Source organism: Geobacillus sp. GHH01 (assembly GCF_000336445.1).
Taxonomy (GTDB): Bacteria; Bacillota; Bacilli; order Bacillales; family Anoxybacillaceae; genus Geobacillus; species Geobacillus zalihae.
In genome coordinates this window covers 689,400-706,827 of sequence record NC_020210.1, presented here as the reverse complement: position 1 = coordinate 706,827, position 17,428 = coordinate 689,400, and the positions used below count along the sequence as shown (strand labels likewise).

The window sequence follows — 17,428 nt, the reverse complement described above, 5'->3', positions numbered from 1 at the left end:
GATGTTCATCACATTTCCTTAGTTGTCCACTTTTTTCGTTTGTGTGAGATGTGTCACAACGTTGGCGTCCAAAACAAGGTATGCTGAAGCTGTAACGATTTGGTGATGGAGGGATCCGAAATGGAACAGCGGTTTACCGAACAATCGTTAATTGGCGATATTGTCACGGTCTTTCCGAAAGCAGCGGATTTGTTTAAAGCGCAGCGCATTGATTTTTGCTGCGGCGGGCAGCGCCCGTTAAAAGAGGCCATCGAAGAGCGCGGACTGGACGGCGAAGCGCTCCTTCGCGAGCTGAACACCCTTTACGCGGAGGCGCAAAACAAGCCGTCCGGAAACTGGAGTGAAGCTCCGCTAGCCGACTTGATCGAGCATATCATCAACACGCACCACCGCTATTTGAACGAGGAACTGCCGCAACTCAGCCCGTATGTCACGAAAGTGTTGCGCGTGCACGGCATGCACCATCCGCATCTTTCCCGCGTGCATAAACTGTTTCATGAGTTAAAAACAGAACTCGAGCAGCATCTCATTAAAGAGGAAACGGGAGCGTTCCCGCTCATTTTGCAATTTGCCGACAACCCGTCGCCGGAAAACCGGGAGGCGGTCGAACAGGCCGTTCGTGAACTCGTCCATGAGCATGACGCCGCTGGCGATCTCATCAAAGACATTCGCGACATCACCAACGACTTCACCCCGCCGGAAGACGCGTGCGGCATGTATCGCCTCGTCTACAACCGGCTGGCCGCGCTTGAAGACGATTTGTTTACCCACATCCATTTGGAAAACAACATCCTCTTCCCGCGCGTGTTGGCGGCGGTGAAGGTTTAAAGGAAGAAAGACGCCGATTCGCACTTCCGAAAACATAAACCAAAAACGGGATCGCTTCTTCTACGGAAAGAGCGCTCCCGTTTTTTTCACCCTCCAATATACGACATTTCAATTTTCGGCCGTTGTTTCGCCGTCTCCGCCGTCCGTTCTTCCGAATAGCGGTCCGTCCGCCGGTTCCAGATGGCCGTAATGAGCGCCTTCAGCTCTTCTTTCCCCGCGCCGGCGCGCAGTTTGTCTTTCAATGACACGCCATTGGCCGCAAACAGGCACGTATACAGCTTGCCATCGGCGGAAATGCGCGCTCGTGTGCAGCTTTGACAAAACGCTTCCGTCACCGAGGCGATAAAGCCGACTTCGACGTTCGTGCCGACGTAGCGGTAGCGGCTCGCCACCTCGCCGAAATACTCTTTCTCGACAGGCTCGAGCGGATGCATCGCGTTGATTTGCTCGTACATCTCTTTTTTCGTCACGACATGGGAGTAATCCCAGCCGTTCGTCGTGCCGACATCCATGAATTCAATAAAGCGGAGCGGGATGCCCAAGTCTTTAAAATAAGCCGCCATCGGCACGATTTGTGAATCGTTCCATCCTTTTTTGACCACCATGTTCACTTTGACGCCAAGCCCCGCCTCGCGCGCTGCTTCAATGCCTTTCAACACCGGAGCGACGCCGACGCCGATGCCGTTCATTTTGCGGAAAATGTCATCATCAAGCGCATCCAAGCTGACGTTAACGCGCTTCAACCCAGCCGCTTTCAGCCGTTTCGCCCATTTCACCAAATGGATGCCGTTCGTCGTAAGGGCAACGTCCCGCAAGCCGGGAATCATGGACAGCCGCTCAATGAGCGCATCGAGGTCGCGCCGAAGCAGCGGCTCGCCGCCAGTCAGGCGGATTTTTTCAACGCCAAGCTCGACGAAACATTCCGCTAAAAGCGCCATTTCCTCAACCGTCAACAGCTGGTCTTCCGCCAAAAAGCGAAAATTCGGCCCGAACACTTCAGCGGGCATGCAGTAGACGCAGCGAAAATTGCATTGGTCGATGACCGACAGCCGCAAATCACGAAGCGGGCGGGCGAGGCGGTCGGTGATCTTCATCCGGTCGCGCTCTTCCATGGCGCTCCCTCCTTTCCCTTTCATGGGCCGCGTGATATTCCAACGGCCTTCTCCTTATCGCTGCCAACGGCCTAGTTTCGCCGCACAAGACAATAAACTAAACGACAATCCAATCGTGACCGCCACCCATGCCCACGCCAGCTCCATCCGCCCCGACTCCATCGCCATATAGACGGCAGTCGGAATCGTCTGCGTTTTTCCCGGGATGTTTCCGGCAAACATGAGCGTTGCGCCGAACTCCCCGAGGCTGCGGGCAAACGACAGCACCGCTCCGGAGAATAACGCGTGTTTGGCCAGCGGCAGCGAAATATGCCAAAACACTTGGCGCTCGTTCGCCCCGTCGATGCGCGCCGCTCCTTCAATGGCGGGGTCGACGGCCTCCAGCCCCGCTTTGGCCGCCTGATACATGAGCGGAAACGACACAACAACCGCCGCCATCACCGCCGCGCCGGGCGTAAACAATATCGTTGTGTGAAACCACCTTTCCACCAGCTGTCCGATTAGGCTATGACGCCCAAACAAGACAACGAGCAAAAACCCGACGACCGACGGCGGCAATACAAGCGGCAGCATAAACACCGTCTCCATCGCCGTCTTCCCGCGAAACCGGCGGCGCGCCATCCACCTCGCCGCCGCTGTTCCAAGGATTGCGACGATCACGCCGGCAAGAAGCGATACGTTTATCGATAACCAAACCGGTGACCAAAACTCTGCCATCGACGAACCTCTCTCTGTTCCGTCTCCCTTTTACCATACGAAAACAAACAGTAGAATGCTGTGATGCTACTCACATTGTAACATAGAAAAAGGAAAAACCAATTTAGAAAAAATTGTGACGCCTCGCACAAAAAACAGTAACCGGTGATTTTTTTCACTCTCTCTCGCTGTGATGATTTTTACAATAGAAATAGCTGAATGAATGGAGGTGCTATCGATGGAAGCTGCAGTGAATGGATATTTTCCCCATTTACGTTCTTTGTTGCAATCGTCGAAAAAAGTGATTCCACTTCGCAAGCACTCCTTTTTGTTCCAAGAAGGGATGCCGGCCAATGAGCTGTACTTGATTCTTTCCGGCAAAGTGCAAGTGAGCAAAATTTGTCCGGACGGAAAAGAAATGTGCTTCCGCATTTGCGGAAGCGGGGAAATCGTTGGTGAATTGACGCTGTTTACGAACGATGCACGCTACTTGTTGACGGCCAAGGTAATAGAGCCAGGCGAAGCGGCAGTCATAAACAAAGAGGAACTGGAACAGCAGCTGCTGATCAATCCGCCCCTTACCCTTGAATATATGCGCTGGATCAGCAAGCATGCCCGGCGGACACAGACAAAGTTTCGCGATTTGATCATGAACGGCAAAAAAGGAGCGCTTTACTCGACGCTCATTCGCCTTTGCAACAGTTATGGCGTCCCGCTTGAGGACGGAAGCATTTTTATTGATGTCACATTGAAAAACCAAGATTTAGCCAACTTTTGCGGCACGACGCGCGAAAGCGTCAATCGGATGCTCAACGCCTTAAAACAGGAAGGGATTATCTCGATGAAGCGGGGGAAAATTACGGTTCATGATTTAAACTATTTGAAAGCGGAAATCCAATGTGAAGATTGCCCGGCGGATATTTGCTGCATTGAGTGAGCAAAACGCCAAGGACAACAAAACGGATCGAGCCGTCTCAGGACACTGATGAAAAAAGCGCCCGGCCGGCCGTTGTTCTCGGCACGCCGGACGCTCTTTTTTTCTTGTCGGTTGTGATGCGAATCACTTCTGTTTCTTTTCACCGCCGTATAATGCGTTTTCCCTTTGTCAATTTCAATGTCAGTGATTTGCGCCGTCATTTCGACGCGGACATCATGCAGACCGATCCGCTCCATTTTCAACGGCACCGGTGCTTGGTTCACTCCTTTATGCGCCGCTAACATGTTCGCAGCAGACTGTTGCGTAGTTGCCGCTGTTCCGCTTTTATTTTCCGCCTTTGCCTCTCCTCCTCCCCCGTTGCTGCATGCGGCCAGAAGCGAAGCGGCTAACGCGACGGACAATAACGAAGACATCCTTTGTTTCATCGTTCTCCCCCCTTAGATGATTTGATTTACACCTTTAACGTACGGCATTTTCACTTCTTCCCTGGTGATTTGTATCACCAACAGACAGCCATGTTTGAATGATTTGTGAAATAATGAGCAATATATTTTAATCATGTAACAATAGTGAAACGCATACTCACATTGAATAACAGAAAAACACGCCCAAATAAAAAAAGAGGCTAAAAGCGAACAAGCTTTCAGCCTCTCTATACGGTATTCCATTCAAGAAGCGAACCGCTTCGCCGGTTCGCCGGCTTTTTTGCCAAATACGAGCCGGTTCAGCAAGAAGCAAATAAGGGTAAACAAGCTAAGGAGCAGAAAACCGAGCACGTACGAACCTGTTGCATCTTTCATGATCCCCATGACAATCGGCGGAAAAAAGCCGCCAAGTCCGCCCCAGGCCCCGACAAGGCCGGTGACGGCGCCCGTTTCGGCTGGGAACAGCTGCGGCACGAGTTTGAACACCGCACCGTTGCCCAGCCCAGACATCACGGCCACAAACAAACAAGCCGCTGTCATCACCCAAATATTTTCCATTCCAAACGCGATCACCAACGCGCCGATTGTCATTCCAGCGTAGACGAACGTCAACACCCGTTCAGCGCCGATTTTATCGCCAAGATAGCCGCCGACTGGCCGCGCAAGCGTAGCGAGTACAGTAAACCCAGCCGCGCGCATCCCAGCATCCACCGGCGTCAACCCATACAAGTCAACGAGCAGCGACGGCAAGTAAATGCCAAAAGCGACAAACGCCCCGAACGTAACGAAGTAAAAGAGCGACAACGTCCACGTATGTTTATATTTCAATACCGACAGCGATTCACGCACCGTTTTTTGTTGTTTCGGTTTCGGCATATCCGGTGTGAAAAACCAAACGAGAACGAGCATGACGACAACCGGAATGATCATCCCCCAAAAAGCCCAAGGCACACCAAACGCTGCGGCAATCGATGGAACGGAAAACGCAGCAACCGCCGTGCCGAAGTTGCCCATCGCGTTAATCCCAAGCGCCGTCCCTTGCTTTTCCGGCGGAGTCAAGCGGGAAACGAACGTCACCGAAATGGCGAACGACGTTCCGGCCATGCCGATGAAAAACGCCCAAAACAGAAGCATCGCATACGAATCTGCAAACCCTGCGCCAACAAGCGGAATGACAAGAAACAAGAGCAGCAGCGAAAACAGCCTGCGCCCGCCGATCCGGTCCGTCCAAATGCCAAGCGGCAACCGCATCACCGAACCGAGCAAAACGGGAATGGCGACCAAAATGCTTTTTTGCGTCGATGTCAGCCCGTACATTTGTTGAAACGTACTCGCAAGCGGCGAAAACACGGCCCACACAGCGAATGAAAACATCATGGCGAACGTCGTAATCGGCAGCAGCGCCTTTTGTTTATTCATGAAAAGCCCCTCCCAAACTTTCAAAATTTGTGACGTTGTTTGTACTTCCATCATACGCAGGAGAAGGAAACGGATTTGTGAGGTTGATCACATTCTTGCCTGTTGTCACCATTTTGCCACAAGCGTTGTCACGGTTTTGTCACATCCAAAAAAAGAAAAAGCCCGTCCCCAAAAGGAACGGACACGATTTGGCAGAACGTTTTTCACATACGAACGATAAGAAACGCTGTTGGGCGCACACATCTCTTCCGCCCCGTCTGCGGCAAACAACTTGTTTTCTCACCCACTCGCCCGTATCTCCTGCCTCATAAACAACCAATACGCGATCGCAAAGCAGATGAGAGTGGCGGCAATGAGCGCGGTCGCCTGCGGCCAAATGAGCAGCAAACTTTGCGAGAATGGCAAGGGGGCCGCAACAGCGCCGGCCGTTTGCTCCACCGTGACGATCCCTAGCGTTCGGACGTCCGGCGAAAGCAAGGCGGTTGTTGATTCATTGAACAAGTAGCTCGGCGACAATCTCATGAGGCCAAGCACCAACTCTTGACGGCCGACCGCCTGCTCGACGGACGTAATGGCGTCAGACTGCAAAAACGGTTTCGCAAACACTTCCACAATCATCGAGTAGAAAAGATTGAAAAACAGCCAAACGGCCATCGACGACAACGCGGATGTCGCCGCCTGGCGGAAGACGACGGAAAACAAAATGCCGAGATTCAGCCAAAAAGCGATATACACAAGGCATAACAACAAAAAGCATATGATGCGGGCAAATTCCTCGAACGTCGGTGGAATGCCCAAGATCAAAATGCCCAATGCCGTTACAAGCAATCCGAGAGAGAAAAACAACACAGCGTTCAACAAAAGACCCGCGACAAACTTGCCATTGATCACATAATCGCGCGGAATCGGCTGGGCCATGAGCCGGCTTAACGTCCCCCGGCTCCGCTCCGAATTGATGGCGTCAAATCCAAGAGCGATGCCGAGCAGCGGCCCGAGAAAGCTGACAAACGTCAGAAACGAAGGCAACGTTCCGTCCGAGACGGTGAATAATTTTAGAAACAAGTAGGCGCCTTTCGCGATTTCCTTGGCCTCTTCCGAGGAATCCAACGCGTCCCGGATCGTCGTCATCGCCGTATACAGCGAGCCGAAGCAAGTGAGCAAGATGAGGGCGATTAAAATGATCATGCGCCAACTCGTCAAATAATCGGCCAGTTCTTTTTTGACCATGGCCGAAAAGGCGCTGTTTGCCCCTCTTGCCCGTTTCTTCTCATCCGGCGCACCCGCCTTCAGCCGTTCGCTCCATCTTTTCACATATGAAAAAACATCGTTTGCCCATCGTCCTTCGTTACTCGCCCTCACGTACATCCCTCCCTTCAAAATAGCGGTGATAAATCTCATCAAGTCCAAAATCCCGCCGGCTGAGATGGAACAAGGAAGAGTGCGATTCAACGATGGTTTTGCTGATGGCGGCGCTCACATCCGTCTGGCAATACACATCCCATCCATTTTCCGTTTGCTCCACTTTGTTGACGCCCGGAATCGCCTCGATTTTGGACCGTAAGGAAGCGTCAAGGGGGGAAGCGACCACATGGATGACATAGGCATCCTGCAAAAACAATTGCTGCGCTAGGCGCTCGATATTCCCTTCGGCCAACAATCGGCCCCCGACAAACAAGCCGACCCGGTCGCAAATTTGCTGCACATGGTGCAATTGGTGCGAGGACAATAGAACGGTGATGCCTTCATGGCGGCTCAAATTGCGGATCAGGCGAAGCAGCTCTCGCACTCCCTCAGGATCGATGCCCAACGTCGGCTCATCCAAAATGATCACTTCCGGGCGCTTCATCAACACATCGGCCAAGCCGAGCCGCTGCCTCATTCCCCGCGAGTATGTCCCCGCTTTCTTGCGGGCCGCATCAGTCAAATTCACCTTCTCGAGCAGCTCCCACGCCCGCTTTTCCGCCTCGGCGCGGGGAATGCCGTTTAACGCCGCCGTATACAACAAGTTCTCCAAGCCTGTCATGTGATGGTAAAAGCCGACATCATCCGGCAAGTACCCGACTTTCCGTTTCACCTCAATCGGGTTTCGCACCGGATCGATCCCGCATACCCTCACCGAACCGGACGTCGGTTCGGTGAGCCCGAGCATCATCAAAATCGTCGTCGTCTTTCCCGCCCCGTTCGGGCCAAGGAGGCCAAAAATTTCCCTTTTTTGAATCGAAAGCGACAAATGGTCAACCGCCCGATGGTCGCCATACGTTTTGCACAAGTTGTCAAGCTCGATGACGGCAGGTGCTGCCATGCTTACCTCCTCCCGTATGTTTTGATCAAATAGTACAGCCCTCCGGTCACCCCGAGAATGATCAACACCGCCACCACGCCCCAAACGGTCGACGTTTTGACCGAGACGCGAAACGCCGCCTCCGCCGACGTTTCCGCCGTTTGCGCCTGGAAGTTGACGACATAATCCCCAGCGATCGCTTCATCCGACGCTTTCACTTTCGCCTTGACTGTTTTGGAATCGCCCGGGTTCAGCTGGGCGATCGTGCTTTGATCGAATTCCACTTCCCAATCAGGCGGAGCGTCAGCCGTCATATTGATGTTCAAAAGCGGAGCGCTTCCGGTGTTTTTGACGACAAGATCGATCACCCGTTCATGCCCCGCCGTCACATCGGTGCTTAAGTTTCCTGACGGCGTCGTCAGTTTGAGCGCATACGTGCCCGTAATGACCGCTTCTAACGTCAGCTCAGCCGACGTATCGCTCGTTTGCGCTTTGATCGGGATTTTGTACGTGCCCGCTTTCACATTTTCCGGCGGTTTGATCTCTACGGTAATGTCTCTTGATTCATTCGGCTCGAGTTTCACCGACGTAACGGAATTGCCTTCCGATTTGAACGTGACTTGCCAACCTTTTTCCGCCGCCGAACTTAACGCGTAATTTTGCGTCTTGGCGGTTCGGTTTTTCAGCGTGACATCATACGTGAAGCTCGAATCCGCGTGCCCCTCGAGGTTCGTTTGTTCCGACGTCAGTTCCGTTTTAAACGATCCTTGTTCCGTCACGCGGACAAGCAGCGGCAATTTCGATGAACCACTCTCCCCTTTCGCGACGAGCCAAAAGCGGTAATCCCCTTTGTCGGCATCCAGCGGCACGGTCACTTCCAACGTGACCTGTTCTTCTTTTCCGCCTCGGACGGACAGCTGCTCAATCGTTCTCCCCTCAGCGGTAATCGAAGTCGACCATCCTTTCGGCAGGTGGTCAAACGAGAAGGTGACGTTTTCAATGTTGGAACCGTTGTTGATGACATTGACCGTATAGTCGATTGTTTCCCCCGGCGTCACGGAAAGCCCGGTGTATGGCGTGAAGAGAACAACACCGCTTGCCGCCGCTGCCGGGCGGATCGGAAGAAGAAGCGAAAAGAGTGTCAAGATCATGGCGAACATCATGATGACCCTGCTTCGCACGACGTTCACTCCCTCCTTCTGTTTTCACTTCGTATACGCCAGAAATGGATCAATGGATTTGTTTTGCAGGAGAAAAATGAAATTGTAGAATAGATGCAGTAGGGGCAACAATTCCATCAAGCATGTGTCGGGAGGTGGGCAAGATGGAAGATCGACGGGAAGACATGGAACTGCTCGAGAAGATCGCCGAAGGCTCGCGCGCCGCCTTTGACCGTTTTTACGAAAAATACGCTCCGATGGTCTATCATATCGCTCTTCGAATCGTCGGCAACGAGGTGGAGGCGGAAGATGTCAGCCACGATGTGTTTCTCGAAATCTTGCAAAAACCGCACCAATTTGATCCGAAGCGGGGAAGCGTTCAAGCCTTTCTTGCCGTGAAAACGAAAAGCCGGTCGCTCGACCGCCTGCGCAAGAAACGGGATTTGCTAGTGAGCCGCCTTGAGGAAGCGGCTTTAAAAGAAAAGGGGGCGGAATTCTACTTTCTCCGCCAACTGGAACAACAAGTCATCCTCGATGCGTTAGCCCATCTCCCCGAGGAGCAGCGGCAAGCGATCATTCACTTTTACTTTCACGGGGAAACCCAGCGGGAAATCGCCGCCGCGATGAACAAACCGTTAGGCTCCGTCAAGTCGCTCATCCGCTACGGCTTGCGCAATTTGCGGAAACAAAAAGAGTTGTTCCACTGGATGGAAGCTGGCAGAGGTGAAGAACAGCATGAAGCATAGCCATATTTCGGAAGCAAAAATCGTGGACTGGCTGTTAGGGATGCTGCCAGAACAAGAAAAAGAAGACGTGTCCAACCATCTTAAGTACTGCCTTGAATGCCAACGCCTGCTTGAAGCGTGGAAAGACATTGGGCTTAAAGAGGCAGCCCAATATGAAGCACCGCCCCTTTCTCACAAAGAGCGAATTTGGGCACAAGCGGAAGCGCAAAGACAAACAGCGCGCGCGCAGCGAAAGGTCCGCATCGCTTCGGGATGGATCGGCGCCGCTTTGGCCGTCTTCCTTTTCGCCTTGTGCCTTTCCGCTTCGAACGACGGGCCGACCGCTTCCCATGGCGGATCGGATGAGCCATATCGATACCAGATTGTCAAACAACATACCGACATTCCAATTGAGCGAATCATCCGTAATCCCAAAACGAAACAAATTCCGATTGAACCATCGGCGCTCTTTCAACAGATGGACGGCACGATTTGGCTCAATAACGATACGAAGGAAATGCTGATGGAAATTGAAGGGTTGCCGCCGTTTGCGACTCGCGATTATCAATTGTGGATCATTTACACCAACAACGAGGTCAAAGGGGAACTGTTGACGATCCGCCACGGAGCGGCGCGCATTTTGATCACCGGCGAGGATGTCAAACAGTTCAAGCAAATTAAAGCAAGCCTCGAACCAAAGGGAGGAAGCGCGGTGCCGACCGGGCCGGAGACATTTATTGTCGATTTGGACCACGAATGATCTTTCAACATTGAACGCTCTCCCACCTACGCTTGAGCTTTGAGGTGGGAGATTCTTGGGAACACCCGCCCCACAGCAGGCTGTCCACCAAGCCATCCCCGTGCGTGCCACGGTTCTTTACACCTTCTGTTCTGTGGAAGCAAGAGGAAGAGTGACGGCAAATCCCGATTCATCCCCCACTTACGCTCACGCGTGAGCGTAAGTGGGGGATCTTCTCGGTTCAGGATGATAAAAACGGGGAAGGGCGCCTTGCCCCTTCCCCGTATGTTTTGGACACATCACCAACGTCCGCCGCATGCGCCCGGGCAACCGTCTCACGAACGCCGTAGCGCCGTCATTTTAAGCGGCCGTTTTTCACCGCTCTCTTACCGTTGGCTTCGCTCTTTTGTCCGCAGCGCCTTTGGAATGTAAACACAATACGGCTCGCTTTCCAAATAGTCTCCCGTCACCGCATACGCCCGCGAGCGTGAGCCGCCGCACACATGGCGAAACTCGCAGACGCCGCATTTTCCTTTATATTTGTCCGGATTGCGCAAGTCTTGGAAAATCGGCGAGTGTCGGTAAATGTCCGCCAGCGGCGTTTCCCGGACGTTCCCTGCCTTCACCGGCAGCAGCCCGCTCGGGTAGACATCGCCGATATGGGAGATAAAAACAAAGCCGTTGCCGTCGTTTACTCCTTTCGGCGCGCGGCCGAGCCCGTCGACCTGCCCGGTTAAGCCTTTGTTCAACACGTCTTCGTAACGGATGCCGCCTTTTGCCGTTTTTCCTTCACGCATTTTCGCCTGCAGCACGACGCGGCGGTAATGCTGGCCCGCCGTCGTTTTGATATCAAACGGAACGCGCTTGCTCGTTTCATACAGCCAGCGGAACACCCGCTCATGCTCGATGGGGGAAATCATATCCTCCTCTTTTCCCCTGCCTGTCGGCACAAGGAAAAAGACGCTCCAAAGGACGCATTTCAGCTTCTCAACCAATTCCGCCATTTCATCAAGCACATGAACGTTGTATCGCGAAATGACGGTGTTGATTTGCACGGGAATGTCGAGCTCATGCAAGTATTGAATCGCACGGATCGTCAAATCAAACGAGCCGCTCACGCCGCGGAAATGGTCGTGAATCTCGGCGTTCGGCCCGTCAAGGCTGAACGCCCAGCGCGACAGGCCGACCTCTTTTGCTTTGCGGATCGCCTCTTTCGTCACGTTCGGCGTCGCGCTCGGCGTCATGGACACGCGCAATCCTTTATCGATCGCATATTTTGCCAAATCGTACACATCCGGCCGCATGAGCGGATCGCCGCCCGTAAAAACGAGCATCGGCTGATCCATCTCGTAAATCTCATCGATCAGTTTTTTCCCTTCCTCAAACGTCAACTCGCGCGGATCGCGATGGTATTGCGCTTCGGCGCGGCAATGAAGGCACTTGAGTTGACAAGCTCTCGTCAATTCCCAAATCACAATAAACGGATTTTCATTAAAATCGCGCATTGCGGCCCCCTCCTTGGCCTCCATTGTACCGCAACATTCAGGCGCGTTATGTGATATGGATCACATCCACAGCAAAGCCATAACAGAGGGCGATCGTACCATGGACGAAGATGACAGCCATCTGAACAGGCGGTATAATATATTGACCCGCCATACGCCCAAAAAGTAAAGCAAGGATGGCTCTTCTGAATTGAAAAAAGTGTATGCGGTGTCTGCTTCGGCCACCATCCCCCCTTCACCGGTACTCTTCCTCCGTATTGACATTGCGCCAGACGTCACTATCTGCGGCAAGTTGCTCGGCGTCCACCCAACGGACGCGGGCGCGGTCAAGGAGCGAGATCATCCGCCGTTCGCCGGCGTCAAGCAGCTCGGCGATCACGGAGCGAAGCCGACGGTGGTATAAGGCGACCAATGGTTCGGGACGGACGCCATGGAGCGGGACGATGGCGTCAAACATCGGATCGATATAGGAAGCAAGCCGCTCTGTCACTTCCCGCCGCATGTACGGCATGTCGCACGGCAAGACGAACACCCAATCCGCTCGGCTCTGTTCCATAACGGTGTAAAGGCCGGCCAGCGGCCCACAGCCGCGGCAGCGCTCGACATCGAGCAGCACCGGGATATCCGTTTGGCGGCGGAATTCATCGACAAGCGACGGGTGGCTGACGATATACAATTCATCCGCGATCGGATCGAGCGCCGCGACCGACCAAGTGAAAAACGGGGCGCCTTCGTGCAGCGCAAACGCCTTCGGCCGCCCGAACCGGCGCGACTGGCCGCCGGCGAGCACCGCTCCGGCAATGGCTCGTTTCATCTCTATCCCCTCTTTCCGAACATCATCTGTCCCTACCGTACCATACGAACCGGCGAAAAAAAAGATTTCCGCCTGTCGACGGAAATCCCTATGGAGCGGATGATTTATTTTTTGCCGATCGCCACCCGCCATACGTCCGGCCCTTCCTCTAAGTACTCCCACGTAAACTGATCCGGACGCTCCATCATAAATTGGTATTGCAACGGACGCGGATCATGGTCATTGACAAGCTCCATTACTTCCCCCGGCTTCAAATTGTCAAACAGCCGGAAAATCGCCGGATGGCGATCCCGCGGCGGATAGTCCGGGGCGTGGATTTTGGCAGCAAATTGGTTCATAACATTGGCCTCCTTTGTAGTATAATGAATTATATACTTTATCATAACCGCTTGAACCTTGGGGGGTAGTGACGAGCGTCACAGCCCGAAGGTGAACATGTTCAATCCCCATGAAAGGAGAAATGGCGGTTGGAAGAGCTTGTTGGCTTTTGCGCGCAATGCGGCAAGCCGATCCATTGTCTGCATGGGTTTTTAAATGGCGTCGTCAGCCGAGAAACAGAGACGTTGTACTGCTTTCCGTGCCATGACAAGCAAAAGGAAATGGAACACACCACGCCGGACAAATGCCACAAGTGATTGAAAACGCTCATAAACGAAGGGAGCTGACCCAAAAATCCGCTAAAAAGCGGACTTTTGGAGTCAGCTCTTTCTTTATGAAATCGTGTATTGATCATGAACGATTCCGACTAAATCCCATGTTTCACCTTAATAAAGGAAGTTCGATTTTCGTCAAAACAATGCCGCTGCCGGGATTAACATGACCGTACGGGCTAAAACGCACTCCTTTTCCTGGACGGATGCAAAGCGACAATGACCCAAAACGTTATGTTCAAATTTCTGTGAATCATTTATAATATGAATGGGGAACGATGATCCTCATTTGTTCTGCGCTACAATCCCATCCCTTTCCTCAACCACTTACTCTACACGCTCGTTTCCCCAGTCCTCAAAAGAAAGGAGCGATTCATCACCACCCGCTTTCCCATGGCTACTATATAAGAAGGGAGGATTTTCCTTGGAAGCGATATTGAAACAAATTTTGGACAAGCTCCAAATTATCGAACAGGAAGTAAGCGACGTCAAAACAAACATGGCAACGAAACAAGAACTCGAAGAAGTGAAGCAAAACTTCACAACAGAGCTTGAGGATATTAAAGCCAACATGGCAACGAAACAAGAACTTGAAGAAGTGAAGCATAGTTTCACAAAAGAGTTCGAAGACATTAGAGCCAACATGGCCACCAAACAGGAGCTCGAAGAAGTAAAACAAAGCTTCTCAAAAGAACTAGAAGATATTAAAGCTAACATGGCCACCAAACAAGAACTTGAAGAAGTGAAGCATAGTTTCACAAAAGAGATCGAAGACATCAAAGCCAACATGGCTACCAAACAAGAACTTGAAGATATCAAAGCCAATATGGCCACCAAGCAGGAGCTTGAAGACATCAAAGCCAGCATGGCCACCAAACAAGAACTTGAAGACATCAAAGCCAACATGGCTACCAAGCAAGAACTTGAAGACATCAAAGCCAACATGGCTACCAAGCAAGAGCTTGAAGACATCAAAGCCAACATGGCTACCAAGCAGGAGCTTGAGGACATCAAAGCCAACATGGCTACCAAGCAGGAGCTTGAGGACGTAAAGAACAACCTAATGAAAGAATTAGATCATGTCAAAGCCAATATGGTCACAAAGCAAGAATTTGTTTTCCTCCAACAAGCAGTGCTTGAAACAAATGAAATCGTTAAGAAAATAGAACAAAACATGGAAAAGCACGAACGGATTTTAGATCTTCTTTCTAGGCGTTCGATTGAACACGAAGCGGCAATTTCCAGCATTCGTCTTATAAAGACAACATGAGCAAGGAGGAAGCATCTCTCCTTGCCTTTCTGAGGTGCGGCGGCCTTTATGTAAGAAAGAAGCTCGACCATTTCGTGAACTACATGAGCCATATGATCCAGTGGAATGATATCGCCTGGCAACGTGAGATGATTCATGGTACACTCTTCAAAAATTATGATGATGTTTCATAAACAAATCGCTCCTTTTCCGGCGATAGCGGTTATGATAACTCTATTCTGCCAGAAAACGAACGATTCTCTTCTATTTTCGTGTAAAAACGGGCTAATCCCAAAACGCATTCGCGTTTTGGGTCAGCCCGTTTTTGTTATTCTTCCTCCGCCAAATTCGCCGCCGGCAGCTCTTCCCCTTCGCCGTGAGTTGGTTTGCGCAAATGGAACATCGCTTTGATGGCAAAGACAAGCAAGGCGGCGACGCCGATTAAAAAGATCGTATCCGGAACGAAGCGGACAAGCAGCAAATTTTGTACGACATCTTGTTGCAAAAACGAAGGCGAACGAGACGCCCAATAGCCGTGTTCAAACGCTTCTTTGATTTGCAGCACCCCAACCGGGAGAAGCGTGATGAGAACCATGCCAGCCAGGCCGATGTTCAGCATCCAGCAAGAGAATTTCAGCCATTTGTCGTTCCATGCTTCCGGTTTGACGATGTTGCGCAGCGAGTAAAGAAGCACGGCGATCGCAAACATGCCGTACACGCCCATCATCGCCGCATGGCCGTGGGTCGGCGTTAAGAATTGCCCGTGTTCAAAGTAGCTGACCGCCGGCAAATTGATGAGAAAGCCGAACACCCCGGCGCCGACCAAGTTCCAGATCGCTGTGGAGATCAAAAACCAGAATGTTGCTTTATACGGGAAGTTGACTCCGCCGTCGCGCATCATTTTGTATTGCTCGTACGCTTCCAAAATAAGGAGCGTGAGCGGAATCACTTCGAGCGCCGAGAACACGGCGCCAAGGGCGATCCAGATTTCCGGTGAACCGTTGTAGTAATAGTGGTGGCCGATGCCGATCACACCGCTGCCCAATAAAATCGTAAATTGGAAATAAAGCGCCCGGACGGTCGATGTTTTCGTCACAAGCCGCATTTGAACGAGCAAGAACCCGATGACGACAACGGCGAACACTTCAAAAATGCCTTCCACCCATAAGTGGATGATCCACCAGCGCCAAAAGTCCGCCATCGTAAAGTTCGTATCCGGTTCGATAAAGAACGCGAAGATGTAAAAGAACGGAACGGCGATGGCCGAATAAAACAGCAAGTGAATGAGCCCGCCTTTGTCGCTTTCTTGCTTCAGCCCTCGTTTGACGCCGCGGAAGACGATGAACAGCCAAAGCAGCATGCCCACGACTAAAATGATTTGCCAAACGCGGCCGAGCTCGATATATTCCCAACCTTGATGGCCAAGCAGGAACCATTCGTTTCCTAAGTAGCCGTTGACGCCGAGCCATTGGCCGATCATGCTGCCGCCGACAAGCACGACAAGCGCCCAGAAGAGCAGATCGACGAGCAGCCCTTGCTTTTTCGGCTCTTGCCCGCCGACAAGCGGCGCGATGAAAATCCCCATGCCAAGCCAAGCGGTGGCAATCCAGAAAATCGCCAGCTGCAAATGATATCCTTTGGCGATGTTAAACGGCAACAGGTCATGGATCCATTTGATGCCAAAGAAGCTGTCCGGTTCCGTATAGTAGTGGGCGAGCAGCGCCCCGAACATCGCTTGCACGAAAAAGAGCGCGGCGACGACAACGAAATATTTGCCCGCTTTCACTTGCGACGGAGTAAGCGGCTGCCGCCGCAAGTCGATGACCGGAAACTTCCCTTCAGCATACGCTTCTTGCATGCTTAGTTGATAACGGTGGAAGACGTACAAAATGATCCCGATGAACAAAATCAAAATCGTGACGCTCGCGCCGCTCCACCATACCGCGGAAAAGGACATCGTATTGCCAGCGTCTTCATAGTACGGCCAGTTGTTGGTGTATGTGATCTTGTCTCCAAGTCTTGGCGTGCTAGACAGCCAGGCGGTCCAGAAGAAAAAGTCGGCAATTTGCTTGATTTGGTCGCCATCCGCCACCCAGGCACGGTTTGATTTTGGCATGTCGCTTTCTTTGATCAATCCTTTTTTCAATCCCCAACCGTCGCCATTTGTGAAGACATCGCGGTAGTAGTCGCGCACTTTTTCCAACCCGTATACTTGCGCATCCGTCAGGACGAGAACATCCGTAACCGGGTTGTAGCGGTTTTTTCGCATTTCCTTGATGACTTGTTCGCGGATGATCGTTTTCTCATCGTCGGTTAAATCGGCAAACGGTTTGTGATACCGCTCTTTTGCTTTGTAATCTTGCATGCCTTCCGTATAAATTTTCAACGCTTCCGCCGTATAGTCCGGCCCCATATACGATCCGTGTCCAAGCACGGTTCCGTAATCCATCAGCCCGTATTTTTGGAAGACGGCCTGCCCGCCGATGATCGTTTCTTTCGTCATCAACACTTGGCCGTCTTCACTGCGCACTTCCTTCGGCCTTGGCGCCATTTCTTTAAAAATCCAATACCCGCCGACAAGCAGGACGGTAAAGCTGATCACAATAGTGAAAATGAGAATCGATTTGAGAAAACTGTTGGTCGTTTGCCGCCCCGGCCGCATGTTGGGGCGAACGGATCGATGAACTTCCATATGAGACAACCTCCTTCTCGTTTGTTCGCCCCCATTGTAGCGTGCTGAACCGAGGACGGTTTGTGAGCTGGGGCAAATGTCTGTTATGATTTATATCACAGCTTTATGGCGTGGGAATGTATACAATGAAGGCAGAAAAGGCCAAACGACGCGGATGTTCAAAAAGAGAAAAGCATTGATGTTCCGTTGGCAGCTG

The 17,428-nt window shown here is 52.0% G+C and carries 17 protein-coding genes; 6 read left to right on the top strand and 11 right to left on the bottom strand.

What is annotated here, in order from left to right; translation table 11 throughout:
* Nucleotides 1-120 precede the first annotated feature (120 nt).
* Complete coding sequence (ric, locus tag GHH_RS03600) at nucleotides 121-828, top strand: iron-sulfur cluster repair di-iron protein (protein ID WP_015374128.1); 708 nt, start codon at nucleotides 121-123, stop codon at nucleotides 826-828.
* Between the two features lie 86 nt (nucleotides 829-914).
* Here the strand turns inward: ric and moaA are convergent, their stop codons facing one another.
* Nucleotides 915-1,940 (bottom strand): GTP 3',8-cyclase MoaA, encoded by a 1,026-nt coding sequence (gene moaA, locus GHH_RS03595; protein WP_015374127.1) that lies wholly within the window; start codon nucleotides 1,938-1,940, stop codon nucleotides 915-917.
* A 54-nt stretch (nucleotides 1,941-1,994) separates the two neighbouring features.
* Nucleotides 1,995-2,657, bottom strand: coding sequence for a molybdate ABC transporter permease subunit (modB, locus tag GHH_RS03590; RefSeq protein WP_015374126.1), 663 nt, complete (start codon nucleotides 2,655-2,657; stop codon nucleotides 1,995-1,997).
* A 217-nt stretch (nucleotides 2,658-2,874) separates the two neighbouring features.
* Here modB and GHH_RS03585 point away from each other — a divergent pair, with 217 nt between their 5' ends.
* Complete coding sequence (locus tag GHH_RS03585) at nucleotides 2,875-3,573, top strand: Crp/Fnr family transcriptional regulator (protein WP_015374125.1); 699 nt, start codon at nucleotides 2,875-2,877, stop codon at nucleotides 3,571-3,573.
* Here GHH_RS03585 and GHH_RS19370 read toward each other — a convergent pair.
* The 5 genes from GHH_RS19370 to GHH_RS03560 form a co-directional block, all read right to left on the bottom strand.
* Nucleotides 3,513-3,998, bottom strand: a complete 486-nt coding sequence (locus GHH_RS19370; protein ID WP_015374124.1) for a hypothetical protein — start codon at nucleotides 3,996-3,998, stop codon at nucleotides 3,513-3,515. The genes GHH_RS03585 and GHH_RS19370 overlap by 61 nt on opposite strands.
* Nucleotides 3,999-4,241: 243 nt before the next feature.
* Nucleotides 4,242-5,417 (bottom strand): nitrate/nitrite transporter, encoded by a 1,176-nt coding sequence (locus tag GHH_RS03575; protein ID WP_015374123.1) that lies wholly within the window; start codon nucleotides 5,415-5,417, stop codon nucleotides 4,242-4,244.
* A 279-nt stretch (nucleotides 5,418-5,696) separates the two neighbouring features.
* Nucleotides 5,697-6,776, bottom strand: a complete 1,080-nt coding sequence (locus GHH_RS03570) for an ABC transporter permease (RefSeq protein WP_015374122.1) — start codon at nucleotides 6,774-6,776, stop codon at nucleotides 5,697-5,699.
* Nucleotides 6,763-7,719 carry an ABC transporter ATP-binding protein gene (locus GHH_RS03565; RefSeq protein WP_015374121.1) on the bottom strand — a complete coding sequence of 319 codons (957 nt, stop codon included), beginning with the start codon at nucleotides 7,717-7,719 and terminating at the stop codon, nucleotides 6,763-6,765. Before GHH_RS03565 ends, GHH_RS03570 begins: the two co-directional genes overlap by 14 nt.
* Nucleotides 7,720-7,721: 2 nt before the next feature.
* Nucleotides 7,722-8,888: an NEW3 domain-containing protein gene (locus tag GHH_RS03560; RefSeq protein WP_015374120.1), complete on the bottom strand. Its 1,167-nt coding sequence runs from the start codon at nucleotides 8,886-8,888 to the stop codon at nucleotides 7,722-7,724.
* Nucleotides 8,889-9,022: 134 nt separating this feature from the next.
* Here GHH_RS03560 and GHH_RS03555 point away from each other — a divergent pair, with 134 nt between their 5' ends.
* Both GHH_RS03555 and GHH_RS03550 read left to right on the top strand, forming a co-directional pair.
* Nucleotides 9,023-9,604, top strand: coding sequence for a sigma-70 family RNA polymerase sigma factor (locus tag GHH_RS03555; protein ID WP_015374119.1), 582 nt, complete (start codon nucleotides 9,023-9,025; stop codon nucleotides 9,602-9,604).
* On the top strand, nucleotides 9,594-10,343 hold the full coding sequence (locus tag GHH_RS03550) for an anti-sigma factor domain-containing protein (RefSeq protein WP_015374118.1): 750 nt from the start codon (nucleotides 9,594-9,596) through the stop codon (nucleotides 10,341-10,343). The genes GHH_RS03555 and GHH_RS03550 overlap by 11 nt, the downstream gene beginning before the upstream one ends.
* A 365-nt stretch (nucleotides 10,344-10,708) precedes the next feature.
* On the opposite strand, the gene GHH_RS03545 is transcribed toward GHH_RS03550, so the two are convergent.
* The 3 genes from GHH_RS03545 to GHH_RS03535 form a co-directional block, all read right to left on the bottom strand.
* Nucleotides 10,709-11,827: a TIGR04053 family radical SAM/SPASM domain-containing protein gene (locus tag GHH_RS03545; RefSeq protein WP_015374117.1), complete on the bottom strand. Its 1,119-nt coding sequence runs from the start codon at nucleotides 11,825-11,827 to the stop codon at nucleotides 10,709-10,711.
* A gap of 235 nt (nucleotides 11,828-12,062) precedes the next feature.
* Nucleotides 12,063-12,641: a molybdenum cofactor guanylyltransferase gene (locus GHH_RS03540; protein ID WP_015374116.1), complete on the bottom strand. Its 579-nt coding sequence runs from the start codon at nucleotides 12,639-12,641 to the stop codon at nucleotides 12,063-12,065.
* Between the two features lie 104 nt (nucleotides 12,642-12,745).
* The gene (locus GHH_RS03535; RefSeq protein WP_011230264.1) at nucleotides 12,746-12,979 is read right to left on the bottom strand and encodes a DUF2249 domain-containing protein; all 234 of its coding nucleotides are present in this window, start codon (nucleotides 12,977-12,979) and stop codon (nucleotides 12,746-12,748) included.
* Between the two features lie 129 nt (nucleotides 12,980-13,108).
* Between GHH_RS03535 and GHH_RS19090 the strand changes: the two genes are divergently transcribed.
* Nucleotides 13,109-13,276, top strand: coding sequence for a hypothetical protein (locus GHH_RS19090; protein ID WP_014195091.1), 168 nt, complete (start codon nucleotides 13,109-13,111; stop codon nucleotides 13,274-13,276).
* A gap of 439 nt (nucleotides 13,277-13,715) precedes the next feature.
* On the top strand, nucleotides 13,716-14,561 hold the full coding sequence (locus GHH_RS03530; protein WP_015374115.1) for a hypothetical protein: 846 nt from the start codon (nucleotides 13,716-13,718) through the stop codon (nucleotides 14,559-14,561).
* A gap of 307 nt (nucleotides 14,562-14,868) precedes the next feature.
* On the opposite strand, the gene GHH_RS03525 is transcribed toward GHH_RS03530, so the two are convergent.
* On the bottom strand, nucleotides 14,869-17,232 hold the full coding sequence (locus GHH_RS03525; protein ID WP_015374113.1) for a nitric-oxide reductase large subunit: 2,364 nt from the start codon (nucleotides 17,230-17,232) through the stop codon (nucleotides 14,869-14,871).
* Nucleotides 17,233-17,428: the final 196 nt, after the last annotated feature.